Origin of the sequence: Pseudanabaena sp. FACHB-2040, from assembly GCF_014696715.1 — a bacterium.
GTDB lineage: Bacteria > Cyanobacteriota > Cyanobacteriia > Phormidesmidales > Phormidesmidaceae > JACVSF01.
The window spans coordinates 80,388-103,293 of record NZ_JACJQO010000004.1; the positions used below are offsets into that span (position 1 = coordinate 80,388).

General features: G+C 49.8%; 24 protein-coding genes and 1 tRNA gene. 11 read left to right on the forward strand and 14 right to left on the reverse strand.

The window, feature by feature from the left end; genetic code table 11:
- Positions 1 to 76: 76 nt before the first annotated feature.
- The 5 genes from H6G13_RS03470 to H6G13_RS03490 all read left to right on the forward strand — a co-directional run bounded on the left by H6G13_RS03470 (position 77) and on the right by H6G13_RS03490 (position 5,215).
- The gene (locus H6G13_RS03470; RefSeq protein ID WP_190481786.1) at positions 77 to 919 is read left to right on the forward strand and encodes a DNA-binding response regulator; all 843 of its coding nucleotides are present in this window, start codon (positions 77 to 79) and stop codon (positions 917 to 919) included.
- A gap of 197 nt (positions 920 to 1,116) precedes the next feature.
- Positions 1,117 to 2,319, forward strand: coding sequence for an ABC exporter membrane fusion protein (locus H6G13_RS03475; protein ID WP_190481787.1), 1,203 nt, complete (start codon positions 1,117 to 1,119; stop codon positions 2,317 to 2,319).
- Positions 2,320 to 2,390: 71 nt separating this feature from the next.
- Entirely contained in the window at positions 2,391 to 3,542 is a 1,152-nt protein-coding gene (devC, locus tag H6G13_RS03480) for an ABC transporter permease DevC (RefSeq protein ID WP_190481846.1), read from the forward strand.
- A 138-nt stretch (positions 3,543 to 3,680) separates the two neighbouring features.
- Positions 3,681 to 4,445 carry a DevA family ABC transporter ATP-binding protein gene (locus H6G13_RS03485; protein WP_190481788.1) on the forward strand — a complete coding sequence of 255 codons (765 nt, stop codon included), beginning with the start codon at positions 3,681 to 3,683 and terminating at the stop codon, positions 4,443 to 4,445.
- Positions 4,446 to 4,450: 5 nt separating this feature from the next.
- Positions 4,451 to 5,215: a thioesterase II family protein gene (locus H6G13_RS03490; protein WP_190481789.1), complete on the forward strand. Its 765-nt coding sequence runs from the start codon at positions 4,451 to 4,453 to the stop codon at positions 5,213 to 5,215.
- 21 nt (positions 5,216 to 5,236) lie between these two features.
- On the opposite strand, the gene H6G13_RS03495 is transcribed toward H6G13_RS03490, so the two are convergent.
- From H6G13_RS03495 to H6G13_RS03505, 3 genes are all read right to left on the reverse strand, one after another.
- Entirely contained in the window at positions 5,237 to 5,893 is a 657-nt protein-coding gene (locus tag H6G13_RS03495) for a GIY-YIG nuclease family protein (RefSeq protein WP_190481790.1), read from the reverse strand.
- Positions 5,894 to 6,103: 210 nt separating this feature from the next.
- Positions 6,104 to 6,643: a DUF456 family protein gene (locus tag H6G13_RS03500; protein ID WP_190481791.1), complete on the reverse strand. Its 540-nt coding sequence runs from the start codon at positions 6,641 to 6,643 to the stop codon at positions 6,104 to 6,106.
- Between the two features lie 17 nt (positions 6,644 to 6,660).
- A complete protein-coding gene (locus tag H6G13_RS03505; RefSeq protein WP_190481792.1) occupies positions 6,661 to 7,512 on the reverse strand; it encodes a M48 family metalloprotease in 852 nt (283 codons plus the stop codon).
- Positions 7,513 to 7,882: 370 nt separating this feature from the next.
- Between H6G13_RS03505 and H6G13_RS03510 the strand changes: the two genes are divergently transcribed.
- From H6G13_RS03510 to H6G13_RS03520, 3 genes are all read left to right on the forward strand, one after another.
- A complete protein-coding gene (locus H6G13_RS03510) occupies positions 7,883 to 8,299 on the forward strand; it encodes a DUF2267 domain-containing protein (protein WP_190481793.1) in 417 nt (138 codons plus the stop codon).
- Positions 8,300 to 8,977: 678 nt separating this feature from the next.
- Positions 8,978 to 9,214: a hypothetical protein gene (locus H6G13_RS03515; protein WP_190481794.1), complete on the forward strand. Its 237-nt coding sequence runs from the start codon at positions 8,978 to 8,980 to the stop codon at positions 9,212 to 9,214.
- Between the two features lie 494 nt (positions 9,215 to 9,708).
- Positions 9,709 to 11,301, forward strand: coding sequence for an AAA family ATPase (locus H6G13_RS03520; protein WP_190481795.1), 1,593 nt, complete (start codon positions 9,709 to 9,711; stop codon positions 11,299 to 11,301).
- A 244-nt stretch (positions 11,302 to 11,545) separates the two neighbouring features.
- On the opposite strand, the gene H6G13_RS03525 is transcribed toward H6G13_RS03520, so the two are convergent.
- Both H6G13_RS03525 and H6G13_RS03530 read right to left on the reverse strand, forming a co-directional pair.
- Entirely contained in the window at positions 11,546 to 12,076 is a 531-nt protein-coding gene (locus H6G13_RS03525; RefSeq protein ID WP_190481796.1) for a transposase, read from the reverse strand.
- 118 nt (positions 12,077 to 12,194) lie between these two features.
- Positions 12,195 to 12,272: transfer RNA gene (locus H6G13_RS03530), tRNA-Val, on the reverse strand.
- 111 nt (positions 12,273 to 12,383) lie between these two features.
- On the opposite strand from H6G13_RS03530, the gene H6G13_RS03535 reads away from it, so the two are divergent.
- From H6G13_RS03535 to H6G13_RS03545, 3 genes are all read left to right on the forward strand, one after another.
- Positions 12,384 to 13,019 (forward strand): hypothetical protein, encoded by a 636-nt coding sequence (locus H6G13_RS03535; protein ID WP_190481797.1) that lies wholly within the window; start codon positions 12,384 to 12,386, stop codon positions 13,017 to 13,019.
- A gap of 315 nt (positions 13,020 to 13,334) precedes the next feature.
- Entirely contained in the window at positions 13,335 to 13,907 is a 573-nt protein-coding gene (locus H6G13_RS03540; protein ID WP_190481798.1) for a hypothetical protein, read from the forward strand.
- 220 nt (positions 13,908 to 14,127) lie between these two features.
- Positions 14,128 to 15,330 carry a pentapeptide repeat-containing protein gene (locus tag H6G13_RS03545; protein ID WP_190481799.1) on the forward strand — a complete coding sequence of 401 codons (1,203 nt, stop codon included), beginning with the start codon at positions 14,128 to 14,130 and terminating at the stop codon, positions 15,328 to 15,330.
- Here H6G13_RS03545 and H6G13_RS03550 read toward each other — a convergent pair.
- From H6G13_RS03550 to H6G13_RS03590, 9 genes are all read right to left on the reverse strand, one after another.
- On the reverse strand, positions 15,327 to 15,554 hold the full coding sequence (locus H6G13_RS03550) for a hypothetical protein (RefSeq protein WP_190481800.1): 228 nt from the start codon (positions 15,552 to 15,554) through the stop codon (positions 15,327 to 15,329). The two genes, H6G13_RS03545 and H6G13_RS03550, sit on opposite strands and share 4 nt — an antisense overlap.
- Positions 15,551 to 15,784 (reverse strand): hypothetical protein, encoded by a 234-nt coding sequence (locus H6G13_RS03555; protein WP_199305723.1) that lies wholly within the window; start codon positions 15,782 to 15,784, stop codon positions 15,551 to 15,553. Before H6G13_RS03555 ends, H6G13_RS03550 begins: the two co-directional genes overlap by 4 nt.
- Positions 15,785 to 16,462: 678 nt before the next feature.
- Entirely contained in the window at positions 16,463 to 16,792 is a 330-nt protein-coding gene (locus tag H6G13_RS03560) for a hypothetical protein (protein ID WP_190481801.1), read from the reverse strand.
- A gap of 20 nt (positions 16,793 to 16,812) precedes the next feature.
- Positions 16,813 to 17,919, reverse strand: a complete 1,107-nt coding sequence (locus H6G13_RS03565) for a tail fiber protein (RefSeq protein WP_190481802.1) — start codon at positions 17,917 to 17,919, stop codon at positions 16,813 to 16,815.
- Between the two features lie 2 nt (positions 17,920 to 17,921).
- Positions 17,922 to 18,659 (reverse strand): hypothetical protein, encoded by a 738-nt coding sequence (locus tag H6G13_RS03570; protein ID WP_190481803.1) that lies wholly within the window; start codon positions 18,657 to 18,659, stop codon positions 17,922 to 17,924.
- Complete coding sequence (locus H6G13_RS03575) at positions 18,652 to 18,897, reverse strand: hypothetical protein (protein WP_190481804.1); 246 nt, start codon at positions 18,895 to 18,897, stop codon at positions 18,652 to 18,654. Before H6G13_RS03575 ends, H6G13_RS03570 begins: the two co-directional genes overlap by 8 nt.
- A 32-nt stretch (positions 18,898 to 18,929) precedes the next feature.
- On the reverse strand, positions 18,930 to 21,005 hold the full coding sequence (locus H6G13_RS03580) for a hypothetical protein (protein WP_190481805.1): 2,076 nt from the start codon (positions 21,003 to 21,005) through the stop codon (positions 18,930 to 18,932).
- A 3-nt stretch (positions 21,006 to 21,008) separates the two neighbouring features.
- Positions 21,009 to 21,659: a phage tail protein gene (locus tag H6G13_RS03585; protein ID WP_190481806.1), complete on the reverse strand. Its 651-nt coding sequence runs from the start codon at positions 21,657 to 21,659 to the stop codon at positions 21,009 to 21,011.
- A 10-nt stretch (positions 21,660 to 21,669) separates the two neighbouring features.
- Positions 21,670 to 22,866, reverse strand: a complete 1,197-nt coding sequence (locus H6G13_RS03590; RefSeq protein WP_190481807.1) for a baseplate J/gp47 family protein — start codon at positions 22,864 to 22,866, stop codon at positions 21,670 to 21,672.
- Positions 22,867 to 22,906: the final 40 nt, after the last annotated feature.

The following is a 22,906-nucleotide window of genomic DNA, read 5'->3' on the forward strand; positions in this document are numbered from 1 at the left end:
AGCAAGTGGCCGATGACAAATGGCGCTACGAAGTTTTGAAATCTCTATCCTTCCCCATTGTTCATGGGGGGCGCATATGAAAGATAAGACTTTAGGGAAGATACTGGTGATTGAGGGGCAGCGACAGGTTCGCGATCTCTTTGCTAGAGGATTGAAAGCCCAAGGGTTTACTCCCATTACGGCTGACAGTGGTCGTGTGGGGATTCAACAGGCAAAACAACATTTACCTGCTTTAATCACCTGTAGCATTGTGATGCCGGATGTTGCTGGGTATGATGTGCTGAAAATTCTGCGCCGCTCGCCTGCTACAGCGGTCATTCCCTTTATTTTTGTCGCCGATAAGGATGATCGGACAGAGCTTCGTAAAGCTATGGAGCTAGGGGCAAGTGACTGTTTAACAAAGCCCTGCACTGTAGAAGAACTGATCAGAGCGATTTCAGCCCAGTTTCAAAAACAAGATACTCTCCAGCAGTGGTATGAATCGCAGGCACAGCCCTCCTCTGAGCTATCTCCTGCGGGGAATGTCTCTCTAGCGACTGCATCTGCGCCGACCCCTGCCCTTGAATGGATTTTTCCGTCTGATTCTAGCTTGAGCGAAGTGTTTCACTTCATCGAAGCTAATTATTATCGTCCAATTACTCTGAGTGATGTTGCCGAGGCAGCAGGATATTCACCTGCTTATTTGACCAATTTAATCGGACGGCAAACTGGACAAACCGTGCAGCAATGGATTATTGCTCGACGAATGGCAGCAGCCCGCTCTTTACTGCTGGAAACCAACCAATCAGTAGAGCGGATCGCGGCTCAGGTAGGGTATCAACACTCTGTTCACTTTTTTCGGCAGTTTCGCCAGTGTCATGGAGTCACGCCTAGCAGCTGGAGAAGCACTCAACGTCGCTCGAATCCGATGCAGTATTAGTAATACCAATTCCACAAAAAAGTGCTGCAGATAGGGGGCAGAAGAGTGAATAATTAGTAACTATTTAGAGAATTGGCATAAGAGCGAAAGAATGGTTAGTGCAATCCAAAAAATAGTTCATTGCTTAGCTTACTGCGATTGAGTAAGCTACTTCGAAAGTTTCAATTGGGGACTGCGGAAACGCAGATGAAACTGCTATGACTCTTAATTCTGTTTCAGGGGATAAGCCTCTTCTCAAACCTACAGGACGGTGGATAACGATTGCCGCCATCGCTGCAGCCTTGACGCTCAGTGGCGTTACGTTGCGATACTTTTTGCAATTGCAACATCGCCCCCAAACCGCTTCAATGCTTGAAACCAGCGCCCCGGCTCAGGCTGTTTCTGCACTGGGCTATTTGAAGCCAGCGGGAGAGGTCATTTACCTATCGGCCCCAACTAACCCAACCGGGCTTAGCTCTAGCCGAGTGGCGCGGCTATTGGTGAGTGAGGGCGATCGCATTGAAGCCAATCAGATTGTTGCTGTCCTCGACAACCTAGAGAGCCTGCAAGCCGCTCTGAATCAGGCGGTGAAGGAGGTTGAGCTGGCCAGAGCCAATCTTGCTAAGGTAAAAGCAGGTGCAAAAGCAGGCGAGCTAGAAGCCCAAGGCACGACCATCACCCAGCTACAGGCCGATCTGCGAGGGCAGCTTGCCGCTCAAGATCAGGCGGTGGCTCGTCTTGCTGCAGAGCTGGAAAATGCTCAGCTTGAGCATCAGCGCTACCATGAACTGTTTGCAGCAGGGGCGGTGACAGCCTCTCAGCTAGACAACAAGCGTTTAGTTCTAGAAACTACTGAAAAGCAGCTCAATGAGGCCGCCGCCAATCGCGATCGCATTTCAGAAACCTTTCAGCAGCGAATTCGAGTTGCCCAAGCTACGCTCAGCCAGCTAGCGGAGGTGCGCCCAACCGATGTGCAGGTGGCTCAAGCCGAAATAGACAGGGCAATGGCTGACGTGACCAAAGCGGAGGCCGATCTAAAGTTGGCCTACGTCTACGCGCCTATAGACGGACAGATTCTAAAAGTCCATACGCAAGTAGGAGAGCTGATCAGCGACAAAGGCATTGTGGCGCTAGGGCAAACAGAGCAAATGACCGTGATTACCGAAGTGTATGAGCTGGATATTCACCGAGTTGAAGTGGGCCAAAAAGCCACTATTACCAGCCATGCAATTCCCACACCGCTTCACGGCACGGTTACCCAGGTGGGCTTACAGGTAAATCCCCAGGCTCTTTTGAGCACAAACCCCGCTGCAGATATTGACCGAAGAATCGTTGAGGTAGAAATTCGTCTCGATGCCGCCGACAGCCAAAGGGCATCAAGACTAACCAATTTGCAGGTTGATGTGGTGATTGATATTTAGTGTCTTTAGGTAAGTGCTACTTCTCAAATAGCCTTCAGAACAGCTTCTCCTCCCGTAGCCCAGGCTTAATGATGTTTGATATTCCCCTAGCATGGCTGCAGCTCAGCCGCGAAAGACTACGCCTGCTGATTGCGCTGGCAGGAATTGCCTTTGCAGTAATTCTCATGTTTATGCAGCTGGGTTTTCAGGCCGCACTCTACGATAGCGCCACCCGACTGCATCAAAGTTTGCAGACCGATCTGGTTTTAATCAGCGCCCGCTCCAAATCTTTGGGCTACATGAGAACCTTTTCTTGGCGACGCCTCTATCAAGTTCTGAGTTTTGAGGGAGTCAAATCGATCAGCCCGCTATATGTCGGCTTTAGAGACTGGAGAAACCCAGATACGGGGAGCTTTCGAGCCATTTATGTCTATGGCTTTAGGCCGGGAGATCAGGTTTTTCAGCTTTCTGAAATCAATCAAAATATTAATAAGCTTCAGCTCAATGAAAATATCTTGTTTGATCGGGCCTCTCGCCAAGAATATGGAGCGGTTGCCGCTGTCTTTGATCAGGGCATGTCTATTACTACTGAGTTAGGCGGAAAAAGAGTCAATGTGGCCGGTCTATTTACCCTGGGGCCTTCGTTTGGGGCGGATGGCAATGTGATTACCAATGATTTGAACTTTCTGCGGCTCTTTAGCGATCGCAAGTTGGGAGAAATCGACATTGGGCTAATTCAGCTGCAGCCCGGTACGAATGCTCAAAGCCTTTTAAGCAGAATAAAAGCTAATCTGCCTCAAGATATTAGGGTTTTGACCCACCAAGAATTTGTGGAGTTTGAGAAGAACTATTGGAAAACCAGTACTGCCATTGGCTTCATTTTTACGCTGGGCGTTGGGATGGGGTTTATTGTGGGCACTGTTATTGTTTACCAAATTCTCTACTCGGATGTGTCTGCCCACTTGTCAGAGTATGCAACGCTCAAGGCAATGGGCTACAAAAACCTGTACTTACTCTTTATCGTGTTTCAAGAAGCCGTTATCTTAGCGGCGCTGGGGTACATTCCTGGATTTGCGCTTTCTTTAGGGCTATACGATGTGACGAAGCAGGTTACTTTTTTGCCCCTAGCGATGGCTCCAAGGCGGGCTTTGCTGGTGTTGCTTTTGACTTTCTTGATGTGTTCGCTTTCGGGCCTGGTTGCTATGCGGAGGCTTCGGAAGGCTGATCCGGCAGATATTTTTTAAGGTGGCGGGCTGGGTGGATGAGTAGATTGGTGTGAAGGGGGATTAGGAAATTTTCACTGAGTGAGCGTGATGGGAAAAGCTTTTTAAGTGCTCGCTTGGAGCGAGGATGCTGAGAGTCCTTTGGAGCAGTATTAGCTGATGTCTAAATCCATCGTTACGGTTAGGGAGCTGAACCATTACTTTGGCAGTGGCTCTCTTTGTAAACAAGTTTTGTCTGACATCAATCTGGATATTCAGTCTGGAGAAATTGTAATTTTATCTGGGCCTTCTGGGTCGGGAAAAACCACGCTGCTCACTTTGATCGGTGGGCTGAGGGCCATTCATGAGGGCAGCCTTGTAGTTTTTAATCAAGAGTTACGGGGAATTAGTGAAGCGCAATTTGTCGGGGTTCGGCGTCATATTGGCTATATTTTTCAAGCCCATAACCTATTAAATTCTTTGACGGCTCAGCAGAATGTGCAGATGTCGGTGCAGCTGCACGAAAGTATTTCTAAGCAAGAGGCTCAGGCAAAAGCAGAAGCGGCTCTGCAAGCGGTTGGGTTGGGCGATCGCACAAGCTACTATCCAGAAAACCTGTCGGGAGGGCAAAAACAGCGGGTTGCGATCGCACGTGCCCTAGTCTGCAATCCTTCCCTCGTCTTGGCCGACGAACCGACCGCTGCCCTCGACAGTAAATCAGGCCGAGATGTGGTTAACCTGATGCAGCGACTAGTAAAGGAACAGGGCTGTGCAGTTCTCATGGTGACTCACGACAACCGGGTTTTGGATATTGCCGATCGCATTCTGCACATGGAAGATGGCCGCATTGTTACAGATCACGGTGAGCCGCAGGGTGCAGCCCCAGAGCAAGCGGTCGAGCTGCTAAATCACGTGCCTTATTCCATCTTGAATCACTCATCCTGATGCTCATGGGCCACACCCCCTGGATTAAATGTTTCAAGCCAAACCCCAGCGCCTCCCTTCGCCTATTTTGCTTTCCCTATGCAGGCGGAGGGGCTTCTGTCTTTCGGGCGTGGGCTAGCCAGTTGCCCCCCAATATTGAGGTGTGTGCGATTCAGCTGCCTGGCCGAGAAGATCGAATTAAGGAACCTCTTTTTACTGAGCTTCGGCCATTGGTGCAGACGCTTGCGCCCGTGCTTCGCCCCTACTGCGACATTCCCTTTGCTTTTTTTGGGCACAGCATGGGAGCCTTGATTAGCTTTGAACTGGCCCGTTACTTTCGCACCTTGCAACAGCCCGCTCCAGTTCACCTCTTTGTTTCGGGTCGCAGTGCTCCTCATCTCCCTGATAAAAATCCGTTCAGGCATACTTTGCCCGATCAAGCTTTCTTGCAGGCGTTGCGCGACTTAAATGGAATGTCTCTAGCGGTGCTCAACAATCCTGAATTGCTGCAGATGGTGTTGCCCATTCTGCGAGCAGACTTTTCGATCTGCGAAACCTATACTCACCAGGTTGAGCCTCCCCTTGACTGCTCGATCTCTGCTTTGAGCGGAGAGGATGACTTGGAGGCGACTTGCGATCGCATGCAGAGCTGGAATCTGCAAACTACTTCTACCTTCTCATTAACGATGCTTCCTGGTGGGCACTTTTTTCTGCAAACGAATCAGGCGCTCTTTCTAGAGCTGCTGAGCCGTGAACTGAACTTGCTGAAAGTATCGTCTGTGCTTGGATAAGTGGTCCAAAATAGTCATTATTTAGGCTTGAGTGTCCTGGGTTTGCTCTCGAATCAAAGCGCTCCAGTTATCATCCGTCACCGCTGCCGCTAAGTCTGCCTGCCGCTCCCCTGAGTTGTCGGCTTTGGCCTGATCCAGCTCTTGTGACAGTGAACCATCTGCCATGGCGCGACGAAGCTTCAGCTTTTTCTCTTCGTAAACGTCTCGCTCTGCTGCAGACATCACCTGAGTCGAAGCTTCGCGAATCGTTGCAGCCCAAGTGCCGTCTAAATTGCCGGGTGGAGGGCTGGGCAGTGCTGCAATCCATTCGTCTTGAAGGGCAACCATGTCATCTCGTTTGGGGAACTTAAACGGCTGCACCGTCACCAGAGCGCAAACCGCTTCTCCTTTCTGGCTGAGATGACTCCGCAGGGACAGGGAAATGTTGCGGGAGTAACCAATAAACTGGGTCTGCAGGTTGCGATCGAGCACTGCATAAACGCCTGCCACTTTGCTGTTTTGGGCAAGGTCGCACCAAGCTTGCACGGCCATAGGCGCATCTACCGTGTGCTCTAGGGCAGGTGCTTCTACGGTATCGGCAGCGTGTTCATCAGCCGCGCTGTACAAAAACTCGTGGAGACCCTGGTGGGCGACAGGGATATTTTGATGCTCGATTGGGTTTGGGTTTTCGTCGGGCAAGGGTTTTGCTGGGTTGACAATAGGCTTTTATTATCGCCTGTAGCCGCATCTTCGTGAGGCCACCCAGGCTTAGCAAAGTAGGATGGGCAAAGGGCAAAGCCCGTGCCCATCACAATCCCAAACATTAAGCAGAATGATGGGCACGCTTCGCTTTACCCATCCTACAAACTGGTTTGAAGCGCTGAAATGCACAACAGCGCCAAGGCTACCTTAAAGCCCTGCCACTAGCGGCCAGGTGCTCAGCACAAACACAAGAACGGCCACAATCGCCAGCAGCCCATCAATCAAATTTCCCAGTAGAGAGCCGACCACCGTACCGATGCTGGCGTGTAGCGCGACCTTAGCCTTAGACTCTCCCTCGACCTCCTGGCGGGTCAGGTACTCGCCCAAAAAGGCTCCAATAAACGGGCCTATCAAAATGCCCAAAATGGGGCCGCCCAGAGGTAGGGCAGGCAGCAGGCCCACCGTTCCAACTACCAGGCCAATCAAGGCCCCAAGCTGGCCCCATTTGCTGGCCCCAAATCGTTTAGCCCCCCAGTAGGCCGCTAATAGCTCAATAGCAGCGCTGGCAATGAGCATGGCAAACACAATCAAAATGGGCCAGCCAATGCCTGCAAACTGAGTAACGACTGACCAGATCAAGATTGCCACCAAAATCAGGCTCGATCCTGGCATGCCTGGAATCAATTCACCCACAGCCCCTACGGCCATGACCGCCACCAAGATCCAATACAGCAGGAGATAGTCCATGTTTTGACCTCACGGATTTAGCGTAGACGGGGCTGCACAACTTGGGAAAAGTCTTGTTGACCCTCTTCTAACTCTGGGGGCACCCCTTGAGGATAAGTCTCTTGAATCAGCGACTCTAGCCGCTCAACCCGGTTGCCCGGATTGGGGTGGCTGTTGAGAAATTCTGGCGACTGACCGCCTTCGCGCGCCCGATCTAAAATCTCCATCAGCTCCACCAACCCTTCTGGGTTGTACTGGGCGGCAGTCATAAATTCAAAGCCCAAGCGATCGCTCTCTAGTTCATCCTGACGGCCATAGTTGAGATTGACCAATTGATTGACCGCCTGAGCAATCATCGCCGCCTGCCGACCGTTGGTAGGATCATCGCTGGCAGCGACCCCAATCGCATTGACCAGAGCCACGCCTAGCTGCCGTCGGGCCAGGTGTTCTGAGCCGTGGCGGGCAATTACATGAGCGATCTCATGGCCCAAAACTCCTGCCAACTGAGATTCTGCGGTCAGTTGGCGGAGCAGGCCCGTGGTGACAAAAATCTGCCCCCCCGGTAGGGCAAAGGCATTGACGGTATTGGGGTTGTCTAGCAGGTGAAACTCGAAGGGATAGGGCGACTGGGCGGCAGCAGAACGGCCCACCACCTCTTGACCCACCTGATCTACATAGTTCTGCAAGACTTGGTCTGAGTACAGGCCGCCAAACTCTTGCATCACGTCTTGGCGGCCCTGCTGACCTAAAATAATCTCTTCTTGGGGAGATAGGGAAACCCGCTGTTTTTCTCCTGTGATCGGATTCTCTGACACTGCCGTGAAGTAGTTGAACAGCCCAAAGAGGGCGAACAGTACTCCGATAACCAGACGAACCAGCAACTTACCCACTGCAATCACTCCTCTCGCCCACGCTGACGGTACCGCGAATCTGCGCTTCTGGCCTCTCGCCCAAGGCTGACTTACAGATTTACCCGGATAAAGCGGTTTCAGCCCGTTATAGGCCCAGATTACGGTCGTCAGCAGCATCACGCCAATCGACTATGCTACGGCCAAGCTGAGCCGATCACTCTTCAGGCGTAGATTTTGGGGTGGAGCCGTCACTGTGCTGCATATTCAGACTAATCAGAGACAGAATCTGATCGCTATACCTTCTCAATCCACTTCTATCCTTTGAGCGACGCCTTCGCTTGCTCAGATCCTTTAATCTTCTACAGGCAATTAACGCGCATTTAAACCTACTAATTAAAGGAGAAATAGAATGGCGACCCAGCAATCATTTCTAGAAACGATTAAGACAAAGGGCAATCTAAAGGATTTGAAAGAAGCTCGCCACGCGGCTGAAGTTGTATATCGAAGCATGCGCGATGTCATGCCCAACGAAGCAGTCGATCGGGTCAGTGAAGAACTTGATGAGACCCCCGATGTTGCCGAAGACCTGTGGACTGATACGAATCCCCTGGTTTATTTTCTCAGCCGGCTGCGTCCTCAGCTTGATATCAAGCCTGAGAATTTTCTAGTTCGGCTGCGTCAGGAAGCTAATCTCCCTGGTGCAGATGCAGAGACCATCATTAAAGCGGTTTTTTCAGCGACTAAAGAGGAGCTTTCTCAAGAGCGGGCTGCTGAAATTGCCGAATATTTGCCTGGGGAAATTGGTGAATTTTGGAACGAAGCCTAGTGCTCTCGGCTCAGGTTGGGCTCTCTCACCCTCAACACCAGGCTGTGTACTGGCTTAAAGAACTAGCCGATCTGGTCTAGCTGCTGCCATTAGACTAGGCGGGTGCGATGACCCGTTCAAAACTCGCCTAGTCAAAGGCAGCGAATACTTACGAGCCTTTAGGTTGGAATAGTGGCGGTATTGCATAGCATTAGAAATACTCAGGAAATGTGATGCGATCGCAATTGCGCTGACGCTTTAAGGATGGGCAGGCGTTACTTTGCCCGTTTTACGAGTTAGGGTTGCGATCGCACTGCAAATGCATCAGGCGCTCTTTCTAGAGTTGCTGAGTTATGAGCTGAACTTGCTGAAAGTCTTGTCTGCGTTTAAGTAAGTGGCCCACAATGGTCGTTGCGCGCAAAGAGAAGCAATCTATACAAACGACAAGCGTGTTAGCTCTGTTATTAATGCCTTTTTAACGTCTACGGTTGAACTCACTGAGCAGTTCTGATACCGTTTTAAGTGCAGGGAGAGCCTAGACGGAGGAAAGAGAGACTTGCACTCTCTCAATCCCCCTAACGCTCCCAATCTAGAGATGGTAGAAAGGCAGCGCTAGGCTCATTTTAGCCTAGTGCCCCTGTTCGACTACCTTTAAGGGGCTACTAGTGACCTCCCTGTTTTCCTTTAAAAGGTAGAAACATGATCACTAGCAAAACTGAATTACTGCGCTCCATTCCGGTTCTCTCAGGCCAGGAAACGCTTAAGCATATCCTCATCGGAGACTATGGAGCAATCATCGCAACGCAAAAGCTACTTGCTACTTTGAATTACGCTGACAAGACTTTTTGGACTCAACCCCAACCCATAGGAGCAACCGGAGAGTACATCAGCGTCTTGATTAAGAGAAGCGCCCCTAATGCAGAATTAGAAAGCTAATCCATCCCAGCGAGATAGCCCCCTTCAAAATTGGCCGAAAGGGGCTATCTCTTGCAAAAGAGCAAAGTAGGATAGGCAAAGCTCTGACTAAAGAAATATAAATAGAGCCTCTAAACCAAAATTAAAAACGCTTAAAGCGATTGCTTCTATATTGGATATTTTTTTAGAAGAAGTGAAGGGAATGATCTGATATGGCTAAACCTAATAAATGGAAGCATAAGGAAACGGATGTAAGGCGCTATCCTAAAGCGTTCTTTCCTTTGTTTGATTTGCTGGCTATTACTCTGGATAAGCTTAGCAATGAGGAGATTGAGAGGCTGGTGAATGCTGTACAGAGCAGGTACACCTCCTCTAATTGAATGATTAAAATAATTTAAGAAGTATCATCCTGTAAGTAGAGGAGGTATTTCCTCTACTTTTATTTGAGTAAGTTGAAAGCTTAATTTTTTTTATAAAAGCTGTCACTTAAATTGATTTGCAAGTAATCTAGATGTTTGGTAACGCCTAAAACTGAAGTAAGCGTGCGAATTTATAAAATTGAGTTAAGCAATTTTAGAAGTTTTTCAGAAGCAGAAATCAAACTATCTTCAAGAATCAATTTGTTTATTGGCCCAAACAACTCCGGAAAATCAACCTTGCTCAAATCAATAGCTTGGATTCAGCAAGGTTTCCCAGTGTCAATAGACGATATTCGGCTCTCTAAACAGGAAGCTCATTTAATAATAGAGTTAGAAGACGTAACCAAAGACTATTTTAGTCAAAGTGTCAACAGCAACGAGACTATTCAAATCACCTTAAATAAGCCTGGCAACATTAGAATACTAGCAACTCATAAAGATGCAAGGAATCCTGCCAACAAAAAAATAACATTTGATAATACTACTACTTCGACTTCTTACTCATATTCTATTCGAAGTCAAGAACCAGACAATTTCATTTATCCATATTTCTCAAGAAGAAAGACTAGCCATTACGATGAGACGATAAACCTCTCAAGTGCTTCTTCAATAACTGGAAACTTTCAATATTTGTATTCAAAAATTGATCGAATTTCCAATTCACAGTTACCTGCGAATAGAGAATACGTTGAAGCATGTCAAGAGATACTAGGATTTCAAATCACGGCAGTTCCTTCTACAAATGGGAAAAGAGGCGTCTATGTGGTGAATAATTTTGAACATGTACCTCTAGATAAAATGGGAGAAGGCATTGCAAATATAGTTGGCTTGGTAGTTGACTTATGTGTGGCTGAAAATCAACTATTTCTAATAGAAGAGCCGGAAAATGACGTTCATCCAAAAGCTCTTAAAAAACTTCTCAAATTAATTGTCGAAAAGTCTAAAACGAATCAATTTATAATCACAACTCACTCAAACATTGTCGTGAAACACCTTGGGGGACAACTACAATCAAAACTGTTTAGAGTAACAATGAACTTTGAGAATAGAATCCCTACTTCAGTAGTAGAAGCTGTCAATGATTCACCAGAATCGCGCCTGCAAATACTAGAAGAGTTAGGATATGACTTCTTTGATTTTGATATTTGGTCTGCTTGGTTATTTCTTGAAGAGTCAACAGCGGAAAAAATCATTAGAGAGTATTTAATTCCTTGGTTTGCTCAAGAATTAGTGGGTAGACTTAGAACTTTCTCAGCTCGTTCATTGAGCGAAATTGAAAGCAAATTTGATTCCTTTAATAAATTATTTGTGTTCCTACACCTACAACCCCTCTACAGAAATTTAGCTTGGGTAATTGTTGACGGTGGGGCTCAAGAGAAAGGTTTAATTGAGAAACTACGAGCAACTTATCAAGCTGGTGGATGGAATCAAGATAATTTTTTGCAATTTTGTGAGCATGATTTTGAGAAATACTATCCACAGCAATTTCAGTCAGAGGTAGATAAAATCTTGGAAATGCCAAATGGCAGAGATAAACAAGCTTGTAAGGCAAAACTTCTTGGTAAAGTGGAATCTTGGATCAAGCAACAGTCAAGTGAAGCCAGAAAAGCCTTTGAAGGCTCAGCATCTGAGGTTATTCAAATATTGAAAGAGATAGAACACACTGTTGTTTCTTCCAAAGGCAATTAATAGAAGAGTTTTTGCCAGTAACTTGACGGATTTAATTTGGAGCTTCTTCAGGGCTGTTATGCTTTCCTTTCTTCAATAATTAAAACTATTAAAATATTTTTATTTTTCAAGGCAAGGTAAGATGGGCAAAGGGCAAAGCCCGTGCCCATTACAACCCTAAACATTCAAGCAAAATGAATGGGCACGCTTCGCTTTGCCCATCCTACGAATTAAGGCATTTAATTATTTCCCTTAAGCTTCTTTATTAATCTAACTCCATATCTGCATGAGAAAGAGCAGGTAATAAGCTTGCCCCCCAATCCTCCTCATACAAGCCCTGCTTAACTGATCGCTTAAAAGAGCTATAAGGCCAATCAGCAGGCGTCAAACAATACCCATGCTTAACCGGATTGTAGTGAATATAATCCAGGTGGCAACGCCAATCCTCATCATCACGAATGTAATGCTCCCAAAAGCGACGCTGCCAAATGCCCTTCTCCCGCTTTTTCTGCTTTGAAGCATTGACAGCACCCGCTCCAAGCCCCGTCGAGAACTTGCGCTTAATCACCATCCACCGAATAGAAAAGTCATCATCTCCATCCGGTAGACGCCATAGCGTATGTAAATGGTCAGGTAAAATTACGATTCCTTCAATGACAAAAGGATATCGCTCCATACCATAACGAAAAGCTGCCCGCAGACGGTCAATATGCTCAATCAGCAGAGGTTGCCTGTGTTCAGTAACCACCGTGAAGAAGTACGAGCCCCCAGGTTGGTAATAGCGACGGTATTCCATAGCATTAGGAATACCCAGGAGGTGTGATGCGATCGCACTTGCAACTATGCTTTGTAGATGGGCACGCTTCGCTTTGCCCATCCTACGGATCGGTGCTGATTGAAAACCTTGCGGGGACTGGATGGGCGGTACTGGACTCGAACCAGTGACATCCTGCTTGTAAGGCAGCTTTCATGCCTACCAAGATACCCACCCGTACGTCTCCTGTAAAGGCCAGCCGGTCTACGTTTCAGCGCCTCTCTCATTTAGGCTTTATACCTGGGGTCACTTTCAATGGACTAGATCTGGACTACACCAGGTAGTTAAGGTGACCCCACCCACAACCCGTATTAAAGTAACCATTCAGCTGGAGACAAAGGCTGCGCTAGAGGCAGTAGCGGCCCGTTATGGAATCAGCCTCAGCCATCTCATAGTATCCGCAGCTGTGGGTCGCCACTTGATGCCTAAGCAGGAGACTGCTGACTTGGAGGCCGTGATGGAATATCTGAGGAGGCTAGAGGCCCAGGTTGAGAACTTACAGGAATTTATAAAACAGACCCCACTTAGACCCCACCCCCAAACAGAGAAGCCGAAGAAGAAACGTTGGGGGCCAAAGCTAGGTGTCACCGGCTCTGCCAAGTCTGAACCCGTCCTCGATACAGAATCCCCTTCTGTTGTAGTAAGTCCTATACAGGCTATTGAGGAGGGATTGCCCGTACACATAGACCACCTGATTGACCGCTTCAACGGAGATAAAGTCCTAAAGGCTCGGCTGTGTCAGTTGGGCGGGCGCAAGGGCGACTTATTCAAGGGCTCTATCACCCACGCTCAGAAAGTCGAGGCAGTCACCCGTGAGCTGGACCCAGAAGGTCTGCCCTGGTTTCCCACGAGTCCAGACAGGGACTTCTGGGTCCAGACCAGCAGTGTGGTGTTCGTAAGAAAGGTGCTGACTAAGGATCTCTAGTGCTCATAGCATGGCCTCATCCAAACACCAGTAGGCCAATTAGCTTAGATATGTTGGCTGTCAACCAGACTCTACTTTAATAAGACGAAAGGCGCTAAACTTGCTCAGTGCTCTACGTAGCTCAATTTTGTTGTCTTACAAACCCTCAATCTGTTACCAAGATTGTCATTCAACAAATTGCAGCTAGCCTTGCTATAGATTTTGATGAGGTGTTTTATGCAAGAACCCAGTAGGTCTGAAGAGCCCCAAGAAAGTACATCCCAAGAGCAACGAAATTCATTAGAACTCCCTGTGTATAGATCCCCGAGAACCCAATTGGGATCAAAAAATTTCATTGCGTTTACTGGGTATGTAATGCTCTTTCTCAGCGCATTCTTAGCTGCCATCATGATAACGCCACCATTTTTAATAGGATATGAGAGGCCGATCCCTCCTCCTGAAATGGGGCTTGAATTCATGTGGTTTTTGCAACATTATGGAGACAGGCTCTTAGCAATAATACTTATTGTATTCTTCGCCCTTATCGGTCTTCAGCTGCTTGGCGTGGCTGGAAAAACAACACCACGTGTAATTCCTGATGAGGACAGAGGACTGCTTGAGCCACTGGTGCGTGAAGCGAACAAAGAAGCAATTAATCAGTATGTCATTCTTAGTAGCCTAGGTGGCTTTACTGGTACTTTTCAGAAAATTGGTTTTTCTGGATTGCCCCTAGCAACAGCAATGCTAACGCTCTTATTCTGCGTATTGTCGTTTATGAATCTGGAGTTTATTGAGTTTGCGAAGCTGACTCTAGGTGCTTTCATCGGGTCATTTGTTCAACGTAGCGCGGATACGGAGAAACTACGTCAAGTAATCACAAAAGATGGGGATTCACCTGTAGGAATGTAGTTGCTGGGTGTTTCTTATTGGTTCCCCGTACCCATTCAAGCCTCTGTCAAGTAGAAATATTTTTATTGATCCCGAATGAGCCTGTTCACTCTCATGGACGGGATTCTCGTCCAAAGCTGCCATGCGTCGATTCCACAACCTAGCTATTAGCATCCGGGGCAATCTACCCTCTCCTAGTCATAAGCAACTAGCATGGGCAGGGACCATAGGGGGTGCACTTGTGGTGCTGGCGCTGGTTATCTATCTCCCAATGTGGCAAGTCCCCAATAGGGTTACTGATGCCAAAGAGAGAGCTGATATTGAGAATGCTAGCCGTCAGACAGTTATCCAGGGTTTAGGAGGCTTGTTCTTTCTCGTCACTACAGGATTGACTCTACGTAGCCTTAGGCTTACTGAAGAAAACCTTCAGCTTACTGAGGATAAACAGGCCACTGAGCTATTTAGTAAAGCCGTTGAGATGCTTGGAAATCGTAAGCAAGTGGAGGTCAGATTAGGCGGTATCTACACCTTAGAGCGAATAGCCAAAGACTCACCTGAAAAACTGTGGATAGTTATAGAAGTTTTAGCAGCATTTATACGAGAACGAGCACCCTTAAAAGCTGAAGAACCTAGCGGGGGAATAAACGAATATGTTATACCCCCTCCGATATCACAGATGATTAAGGATACGGATATAGAAGCCCTAATGTTAATAATGCCAAAGATTTATCTTGATCCGTCCTCTACTACTTTTAAACGTCTAAGAGGTGAGTCCGACATACAAGTTGCATTAACGGCAATCGTAAGACTTACCCAGGAAAAAGAAGTTAACCAAAGCCTTAATTTTGTTGAAACCAATTTAATACGCTGCAATCTTAGTGGTGCTAACCTTCATGGTGCTGACTTACGTGGGGCAAATCTCTATAAATCTAATCTGATTAGGACTGACCTTAGTGATGCCAGGTTTTCGTTGGCCGAACTCAACCGAGCTGACCTAAGCGAGGCTAATTTAAGTGGTGCCGAGTTTGGTGTTTCCACCCTAAAAGGCGCACAGCTTCATAGGGCTAACCTCAAAGGTGCCACTTTTTTGAATGCTAATCTCAGCGGATCCGAATGTGAACAGGCTGACTTTAGCGGGGTTGGCTTCTATCACGGATGTCTTCTGCAGTTTGTTAATTTTAGGGGAGCCAAATTAGTTGGCACGACGTTTAAAGATGCCAACTTGCTCTACGCATTATTTGAAGACGCTGACCTAAGGGATATTACTTGGGATGACAAAACTCAATGGCCCTCTCCTAAATTCCTTAAGGGTGCTAAGAACATCCCTAAGGCGCTAAAGAAGCAGCTAGGCCTGACTGACTCGCCGGACCCGCAGCTAGAGGGCGATGATAAAGAGCCAGAGTCCCCAGCGGAATCAGGAGAGGGCAACGAACCACAGCCCTAGTCCCTCTTCTTCAGCACCACAGCCTGATCACCCGGCTCCAGATTCTCACAATCTGCCCCAGCCTCTTTAATCAGCTCGCCGTCAGCCCTTTGGATCACGCATTTTACAGTCGCAGTGGCATCTGGGTTCAGCACTAAGTAAAGCTTGAACCCGGCGACGGGGATGACGAATGGCAGGACTAGCCACAGTACTTTCTTCCAGCGGAACTTTGTCTTCTGCTTCATCGCCGGGTCTCACAACCTATGCCATCTTTGTCGCCATCGAACCGATGCGGGTCAGAGCCTACAACTCGGAAGTTACGGTGGCTGATGTCGCCGCAGTCCAAGTCAGGGGGTGGTGAGGGGATACACACGCCTGGGTAGGAAGGATCGCAGGCAGCGCCAGTCACGGTTGTTGGCTTAGCCACGATCATGAGAAAGAGCGCGGCGGCTAGGGCTAGGAATAAGGATTTCATACACCCAGTAGTGTTCGGTCTGCCTTAGAGTACCCAGCTACTAGCCACAAGAACGATGAGGATTAAAACGGTGTCTGCCGTATAGACCATAGTAGTTATTTGAGAACTAGCCTAAGCGGCCCAATATGCTGAAAACCGTTCCGCGCTGATCTCCACCAGCGTACTCTGCGTTAGCTGCTATATGGATACGGGAATTTTGTATAGGAGCACGCCTGCCTAATACGGCAAGGGCATACACGAGAACGGATTAGACGATATGAAACGGTTCCTGATTTCATCAGCATTTCTACTTGCTGCACTGATTGTGACGGCATCCCCAGCAAAGGCACAAAGAGTCCAGGGAGAGCTATCTCTGGAAGCGGAAAACGGTACTTTTCTCGGCTGTGTAACTTGTGATGATTGGCATCCGAGCAGTATTTGGAACCCCAGTGGCTTACATGGCTCAGTAAACGGTGGCTTTAGCGTCTGGAGCCCTAATGGCTTATACGGGAGAGCTAGCTCTCCCATGTCAATGTGCAACAACATTACCTATAACCAGTTTTACCTAGTTGACTCTAGGGGCCGTGTCCAGGATGAGATGCATATTTCGGACGGTGCGTACACTGAATTGGGGTTAGACCTGATAGATGCCATTTGCTCGCATCAGCAGCGCTTCAGTCGTTAGGATGCTGCATAGCTCTACTTACCCAGCATCCTTTCCACCCTATCCAGGTGGGCCTTGACTTCTCGGATTTCCTGCAAAATCTGTTTCTGCTCACCTCCCAGGTCATCCACCCCATCACTCACCTGTTTAACTCCCTCGGCTGTGCTCTGTAGTTTGTCAGCGAGGCGTTGGAAGTATAGGGCGGCGGGCTGGGACATCTGCTGCACAACCTGCCATAGCGCAAACAGGACAATAGCTAGCGTTATCAGAGCGGCCCAGCTACCACTCTTCACCTCGGTCATGACCGTAGTCACCATACCCGGGTCTGGTGAAGAGGGCACCAGTTCTACGTTTCGATGCTCCATAGCTGTTCCTTAGTTGTTCCTTAAAATGCTCGAATGAACGCGCTCAGCACCGTGCTGGGCTGCATGTTGTTGTGTGCTCCGCTACCCCCTTGAGCTGTGATGGCGATGCCAGTACCTGCACCAGCAATCCCGATATTTGAGCGGTTGTTGACCACGCTCATCCCTGTGCCATTCACCTCAGTCAGGTGTAAGGCTTGAGGCCCAAGCCCGTTAAGTCTGACAATCTCCTCCCCGACAACGTTGAAATTAGTTCCTTGGTTAAGAACACCCTCACCTGCTACGTGCCTGTGGCCAGGATCGTTCAGTGCGTGAACATGACCGGGGTCGTTGACGCCATGACTGTGACCAGAGTCTAAGACGCCGTGCCCGTGACTCGGCAACTCAGCAACAGTTAATCGGTGGTTCTCAGCCCCGACCTGCTGACCCAAGGTGCGGTTAGTCAACCCATCCCCCGCTCCAGAGCCAATAGCACCTCTGCCGCGTAAATCAGGTACTCGGAAGGAGCCCGCCGTGTCCCCAGGGATATTAAATGCCGTGCCAATAGCGCTAAACAGCAGGGGGTAGGCTGATTGAGCAAACAAGGTACCATCGCATCGCAGCCAGCCGTTCTCAGGGTTCAACCTGGCCGACCACTTCACATCCCCCACACTGAATTGGGAGGTAAAGTCTATGGTCTGGGGTCGCACAACCTCGATGAGCTGATAACGTAAATCCTCAAGGTTAGTGATTGTGCCGCCAGAGGTCGTGTACGCGGCTAAGGGTAAGCAGATAGTAGGTAGGCTGCTGCCTGTGGTTACCGCTCCAGTTTGACTAACAAAGATGAAGCCGCTGGAGTTATTGGGTAGATTCAGCGCGCCTGGTGATAGAGAGGTGCGAGCACCTGTAGGCAGCAGGATGGTGGCTCCTGTGAAAGTTACTTGGAGTCCACTGCCCTGGGTAACCTGGATACGATTACGCCAGCCGTAGAAGCGGGATTTAATCTGACTGGGGTCATCAGATAACCATTCATCTGGAACTTTATCGCCGTGCCCATATTCATCACTTCCATCAAGGATGGGTCGGCCCGCAGAGTTGGCCAGGTTCTCGTCCCAGAGGTCGCCCGTCGAAAGGGTAGGTCTTACTGCCATGTCTATACCTCAGTGAAGCTTGCGATTAAAGTTGCGGTGATAGGCGTAGCACCCGCCTCGGGCACCGCCTGGATGTAAAGACCCATCACACCTGCGGCACGGGTGATGTCATAGGTTTGCAGAATACGCCGCCGCCCATTCTGTGTCGTGGTGGATGTATTAGCTGGAGTAAGCTGCTCGTCATTACCTGAGCTATTCACCACTCCCAGACGGAATACCCAGTTTTGATAGCCTGCAGTGCTGAACACACTTAACCCTCTGACCAAGATCGCCCCGGCAAACGGCTTAGGGATAAACAGTGTTCTCTGTGTCGCCTGTACCTCTAGTTGGAGGGCTACACAAGCAGGTTGCTTAATAAGCTGTCCAAGCTGCGGGTCAGAGCCCATTAACTTAGCTACCCTCAACGCACTCGTATCCAGGTTGGTGCTACTAATGCCTGTCGGAATCAGGCTGCCAAACTGTACAGGGGTTGTGCTGGGTACGATGGCGTAGAAATCCAGCAGAGGACTATCCGCCCCAGTCTCGGTGAAGACGAAGTGGTAGGCCACCTGCTGGATATCGGTCGCGGGTAGGCTGATGTTGACTACACCGTTTGTGATGGTGAAGCTGTAGGGCTCTGTGGTGTATACGCTATCTGGGTTAGTAGTGTCATCGATAACAGGCGCGGGCAGGCTCACCGCCAGAGTTCCACTCAGCGGCAGTGCTGCGCTATCAGCGATTATTCCAAGGATGCTAGTCATCTTGTCCTTTTTGCTGTTCTAGTTCCGTATCCGCGAGAATGTACTGGCTCAGCTTCGCCACGTATTCAGCTCGTGAGGGAAGGTCAGTACCTATCTGGTTGCCATCAATGACGATGCAATGGACTTCCTCAGTCCACCTTTCAAATGTGGCTGTAGGGTCAAAAACAAATCCCGGCTCTAATTCAAGAAACCGGGGTAGTGTCACACAGTGGATTATGTTTTCGTCGGTAATGGTCACAGTGCCATTACCACAAGTGAAGCTCTTCATTTTTAGACCTCTACAAATCCCGCAAAAATCTGATACTGAAGCGCCGCCCAGGGTGACATGTTGTTGTGCGCGGTTCCTGAGCCATTGTTATTTGTTGTTATGCCAGTAATGCTGGAAGCAACGGGCACACCCGCATTAGTACCACCCTGGAAGAGAGATTGAGATCCTGAGCCAGTGTTTACGTTAGCTAGTAGAAGACCACCAACCCCCTCTGTGTTGGCAGCGGCTGCAACGTGCGTGTGGCCGGGGTCAGTGACTCCGTGGTTGTGGGAGGGCATCTCAGCCGTCAGGAGCAAATGAGTCTCAGCACCCCCAGTCTGATTGAGGCTTCGAGTTGTGAGCCCGCTATTAGCGCCCGTACCGATGATGGTTCTACCCGCGTAGTTGGGCAACACAATCCGCCTATTAGCCGTGAAGTCAGCAGCAGCAGACGCGCCATAGGTAGTGTTGGCACCTGCAGATGTTTGAATCACCAGAGGGACACCCACAGCCCGCAGTGCCCACAGATGTTCAAAAAGCTGCTGAGTCCATGCTGCAGCAAACCCGGCACCACTGCCGACGTTTCCGATGGAGTCACCCAGCAGTCTGACCCAGTAAGCTCGAACAGCTCCGTTACCCGCCATCTGAATCTCTTCAAACGCCGCACCTGCTCGGGTAACGATATCGTCAAAGCGAGTCTCTACCGCCCCAACCCTGCGGCTAAGCCTAAGCAGGTTCACAAAGGTGCTGTTAGGCAGTGTCGAGATGTTGGTGCTGGGCTCGTAGCGCAAGTTTGCCGACGAATAGACTAGCACTTGGCCGTTGGTGGGCGTCGTGGTGTGAACGGCAACACCCTGTATTCTGCGGGCATCGCCTACTGTGTTAACTACCCCTGCAGAGCTTCGGGTTCTGAGTTCGCCGCCCTCCGCATATACAACACACCCACCAGCCGGGTTGGTAGTCGGCAGAGTGGTCGCGTTATTGATGCCTATCATGCCGCCTGAGCCACCACCATAGGCCGCAGAGGTGCTGCCTACCTGTAAGCCAGGGCCTGTGAAATAGGCATTCTGCTGAGTTACCAACTGCCCCTGGCTGTCCACCCTTGTGCGCACAGCACCATCCGAGGCACGCCTAAACTCCATCAGGTTAGCGCCAGTGGCAGAGTTAGCCCGAATTGCCAACCCAGCTTCGGTGTCGTTGCTGAGCCTGACGGTGAGCCTAGCATCAGCCGCGCTGAAGTCATCCGCCAAGACGAGCGCACCTGTAGCTGTAAGCCGCAGTCTGGCAATACCATCATTTCGCAGATCGAGCAGAGCACCCGTTGTGCCGCCTTGCGTAGCATCCATAAAGATACCCTTAGCAGCTGTACCTGTGCCCTTCAGGTCGATGCTTAAGGCCGAGGCGTTACCATCAGCGGCAGCGGGCTTGACGTGTGAGATTTTGAGTGATCCGTGTCCCTCTTCCATCCCCGTTATCTGCGCGGCAGAGAACTTGGTATTTGAAGAGCTGGCATTCAGAGCTGCGATGTTGTCGCCCACTGTGGCGTTCTGGATAGCCGCTACAGTGTGGTCACCCGAAGCTGTGCCTGTGTGAACAGAGTTGATTTTCTGAGCGGTCAGAGTAGAGCTAACACTAATCGTGCCGTTGGACACAAAGCCGTTGTTGACGGTGATGGTGCCTGTGGCTCTGTTGACGGTGAGCGGCGTAGACATCAGCGCGCCATTATCAGCGTACCGATTGAGTGCTAGGTTGCCTCCTGAGTTACTGCCGGTTTCAGCATCCGCAGACTTTCTGAAACTCCAGCGGAGGCTACCCGCCGATTCAAAATCAACCCGACCAGCAGTTCCAGCAGCAGTATCTACCTCGATAGCTTGAGAGGTGTTTGTGAATTTGACCGTGCCATTGAAGGTTTTAGCACCTTGGACTGTCTGGTCGGTGGCTGTGGTTACCAGGCCATCTTTTAAAGCAGCGACAGATACTCTACGGCCCACCCCACCCTGCTCAATCAGGAGCAGATCGTTATCTGCTGCAACTGTAGCGGGGTCAAGGTCGCCCAGCTTCTTGAGAGTTACGTTATCTCTGGATTTAATTTCAGTCATGGATTACACCTCGATGGCTACGCCTGTGGATGTGCTGATGAGGATGAAAGGAGCTTCTGGGTTACCGGAGGGATACCCTAGAACCTCGTAGAGGATGTTGTACTTGTCGTCGTAGAGAATTTCGCTGCTACACCAGCAGGGGCCAAACAACTCATTAATGCGCTCTGTGAGTTTGGCCTCGGGCCTGCCGTAGTAAGAGGTAGGCAGGATTATGTCGTAGTCCCAAGCAACCAACCCCAGGGGGTCGCCCACTTGGCCTACGCCGATGATGAAGCTTTGGCCTTGTTGGATGACATGGTTGATGCCTAAGGCAGTGAGTACAAAGCTCAGCACCTGCTGGCTACCCTTGCTAGGCCAGATTAGTGTGTAGGAATTCCGCAGCAGAGTACGTTTTGCGGTCACTGGCCAAGCTCTATCCCAGTACTCGCCGTGCCACCCGCACAACGGAGCTAGGTAGTCCAGCCAGTCAGCATCGCAGTTATCGGGGTCGAGCTGGCGCGGCAGGTCGTCAATCTTGGCCTTGGTACCTACTAGCAGGCTGTCTGGATAGTCAGTTAGCCAATCAGCGACCTCGTTGCCGGTGTAGCTATCATTTATCCCGGGCAGGCGCGACAAAACAGGGCGACCACCCGCCCAAGCACTGTATGTATCCATCTAGAGTTTCCTAAGCCTGGGGGTCAAAGTCAGAGGGTTCACCCGCGCCTCTGAGCAGCTGGGTAATGTTGCCGTTCTCATCGACCAGCGACATACTCAGGCTGTATGCCACAGGCAGGGTATAGGCATTTGGCATCGGGATATCGAGGAAGCCGCTATTTAGCCTCAGCTCATCGATAAACTTCAGCCCGCCCACAAACCTCAATGCGTGGCGCAGTTCCTGTATCAAGAGCGTTTGGCCGGGTTCGTAGGCAGCGGGGGTGAGATATGCCTGGTAAGCTTCCCAAATTGCTTCAGCTACCACAGTAGGGTCTGCCTCGGGCTGCAGCTTAGCAATTACTTCAGCGTCTACTTCCAGCAGTTCCATAGGGCTGGTGTACAAGGAGGTACCCAGCATCAGCGTTTGCGACAGGTTGTTAAATACAGAGCCCAAAACAGCTTGGTTAGCGGGTTCACCAGTAGCATCTAGGCAAAACACATGGACAGCACCGGGTTGTCTGGTGACCTTATCCGAACCCAGCAGGCCGATAGCTTTAGCCCGACTGCCGCTGCCCATAACTGCCTCAGCTGCTTCTCTAAAATCCAGAGCGGAGACCAGATTTCTACGTCTGAGTACAGCCAGCCCGCGTGCGATCGCACTTTCTATTGATTCAGCAGCCGCGCCGCCCTGTGCTGGTTCTGTGTTAATCACTCCAGCTAGGAATGCCAGGGGCTGAGTTATTTGATTAATCGTGTAGGCAGGGAGATTATAGGTCGGCCCCTCAGCAGCGGCTGTGGCAGTGACAGTACCCGACGACGCACCCGCAGGGATAGTTAGTAGGGAATCTGTGTAGAAGGAGTATTCACCTGTGTTGTTTGTGATCTGAAATCCAGCCGGGACTGTGTAGGCCGAACTTCTAGGTGCTGTGAGAGTGAATGTGATTGTGACCTGTGCCTTCTGCCCCAACAGGCGGGCCGTACCCGTAACCTCTAGGAACTTAAGCACCAGGGCCACGGGCATTTTATTAGCCCGGTAGAGCAGTTCCGCCCCGCTGAAGGCTTGTGCCCTTAGTAGAACTCCGATCGGCCCACTATCACTGAAGTCGTTGATTTGCCCTTGTGAACGGGTGGCAACCACGTTCTGGGCCTGGAGATACAGGGTCTCCTCTGACCTGTCATCTAGAGCTGGGATGTAGACCCCAATGCTCTCTGTATTGATATCAGCCATTTAGGTAATCCTTGCTGTGGTTGGGGCTGCTCTATTTGAT

Coding starts and splice junctions, on each gene's coding strand:
- H6G13_RS03555 (WP_199305723.1), bottom strand. CDS start 15,784: ATGAAATCCTTATTCCTAGCCCTAGCCGCCGCGCTCTTTCTCATGATC.
- H6G13_RS03580 (WP_190481805.1), bottom strand. CDS start 21,005: ATGACTGAAATTAAATCCAGAGATAACGTAACTCTCAAGAAGCTGGGC.
- H6G13_RS03585 (WP_190481806.1), bottom strand. CDS start 21,659: ATGGATACATACAGTGCTTGGGCGGGTGGTCGCCCTGTTTTGTCGCGC.
- H6G13_RS03560 (WP_190481801.1), bottom strand. CDS start 16,792: ATGGAGCATCGAAACGTAGAACTGGTGCCCTCTTCACCAGACCCGGGT.
- H6G13_RS03565 (WP_190481802.1), bottom strand. CDS start 17,919: ATGGCAGTAAGACCTACCCTTTCGACGGGCGACCTCTGGGACGAGAAC.
- devC (WP_190481846.1), top strand. CDS start 2,391: ATGTTTGATATTCCCCTAGCATGGCTGCAGCTCAGCCGCGAAAGACTA.
- H6G13_RS03490 (WP_190481789.1), top strand. CDS start 4,451: ATGGGCCACACCCCCTGGATTAAATGTTTCAAGCCAAACCCCAGCGCC.
- H6G13_RS03515 (WP_190481794.1), top strand. CDS start 8,978: ATGATCACTAGCAAAACTGAATTACTGCGCTCCATTCCGGTTCTCTCA.
- H6G13_RS03570 (WP_190481803.1), bottom strand. CDS start 18,659: ATGACTAGCATCCTTGGAATAATCGCTGATAGCGCAGCACTGCCGCTG.
- H6G13_RS03590 (WP_190481807.1), bottom strand. CDS start 22,866: ATGGCTGATATCAATACAGAGAGCATTGGGGTCTACATCCCAGCTCTA.
- H6G13_RS03470 (WP_190481786.1), top strand. CDS start 77: ATGAAAGATAAGACTTTAGGGAAGATACTGGTGATTGAGGGGCAGCGA.
- H6G13_RS03500 (WP_190481791.1), bottom strand. CDS start 6,643: ATGGACTATCTCCTGCTGTATTGGATCTTGGTGGCGGTCATGGCCGTA.
- H6G13_RS03475 (WP_190481787.1), top strand. CDS start 1,117: ATGACTCTTAATTCTGTTTCAGGGGATAAGCCTCTTCTCAAACCTACA.
- H6G13_RS03485 (WP_190481788.1), top strand. CDS start 3,681: ATGTCTAAATCCATCGTTACGGTTAGGGAGCTGAACCATTACTTTGGC.
- H6G13_RS03550 (WP_190481800.1), bottom strand. CDS start 15,554: ATGAAGCAGAAGACAAAGTTCCGCTGGAAGAAAGTACTGTGGCTAGTC.
- H6G13_RS03525 (WP_190481796.1), bottom strand. CDS start 12,076: ATGGAATACCGTCGCTATTACCAACCTGGGGGCTCGTACTTCTTCACG.
- H6G13_RS03510 (WP_190481793.1), top strand. CDS start 7,883: ATGGCGACCCAGCAATCATTTCTAGAAACGATTAAGACAAAGGGCAAT.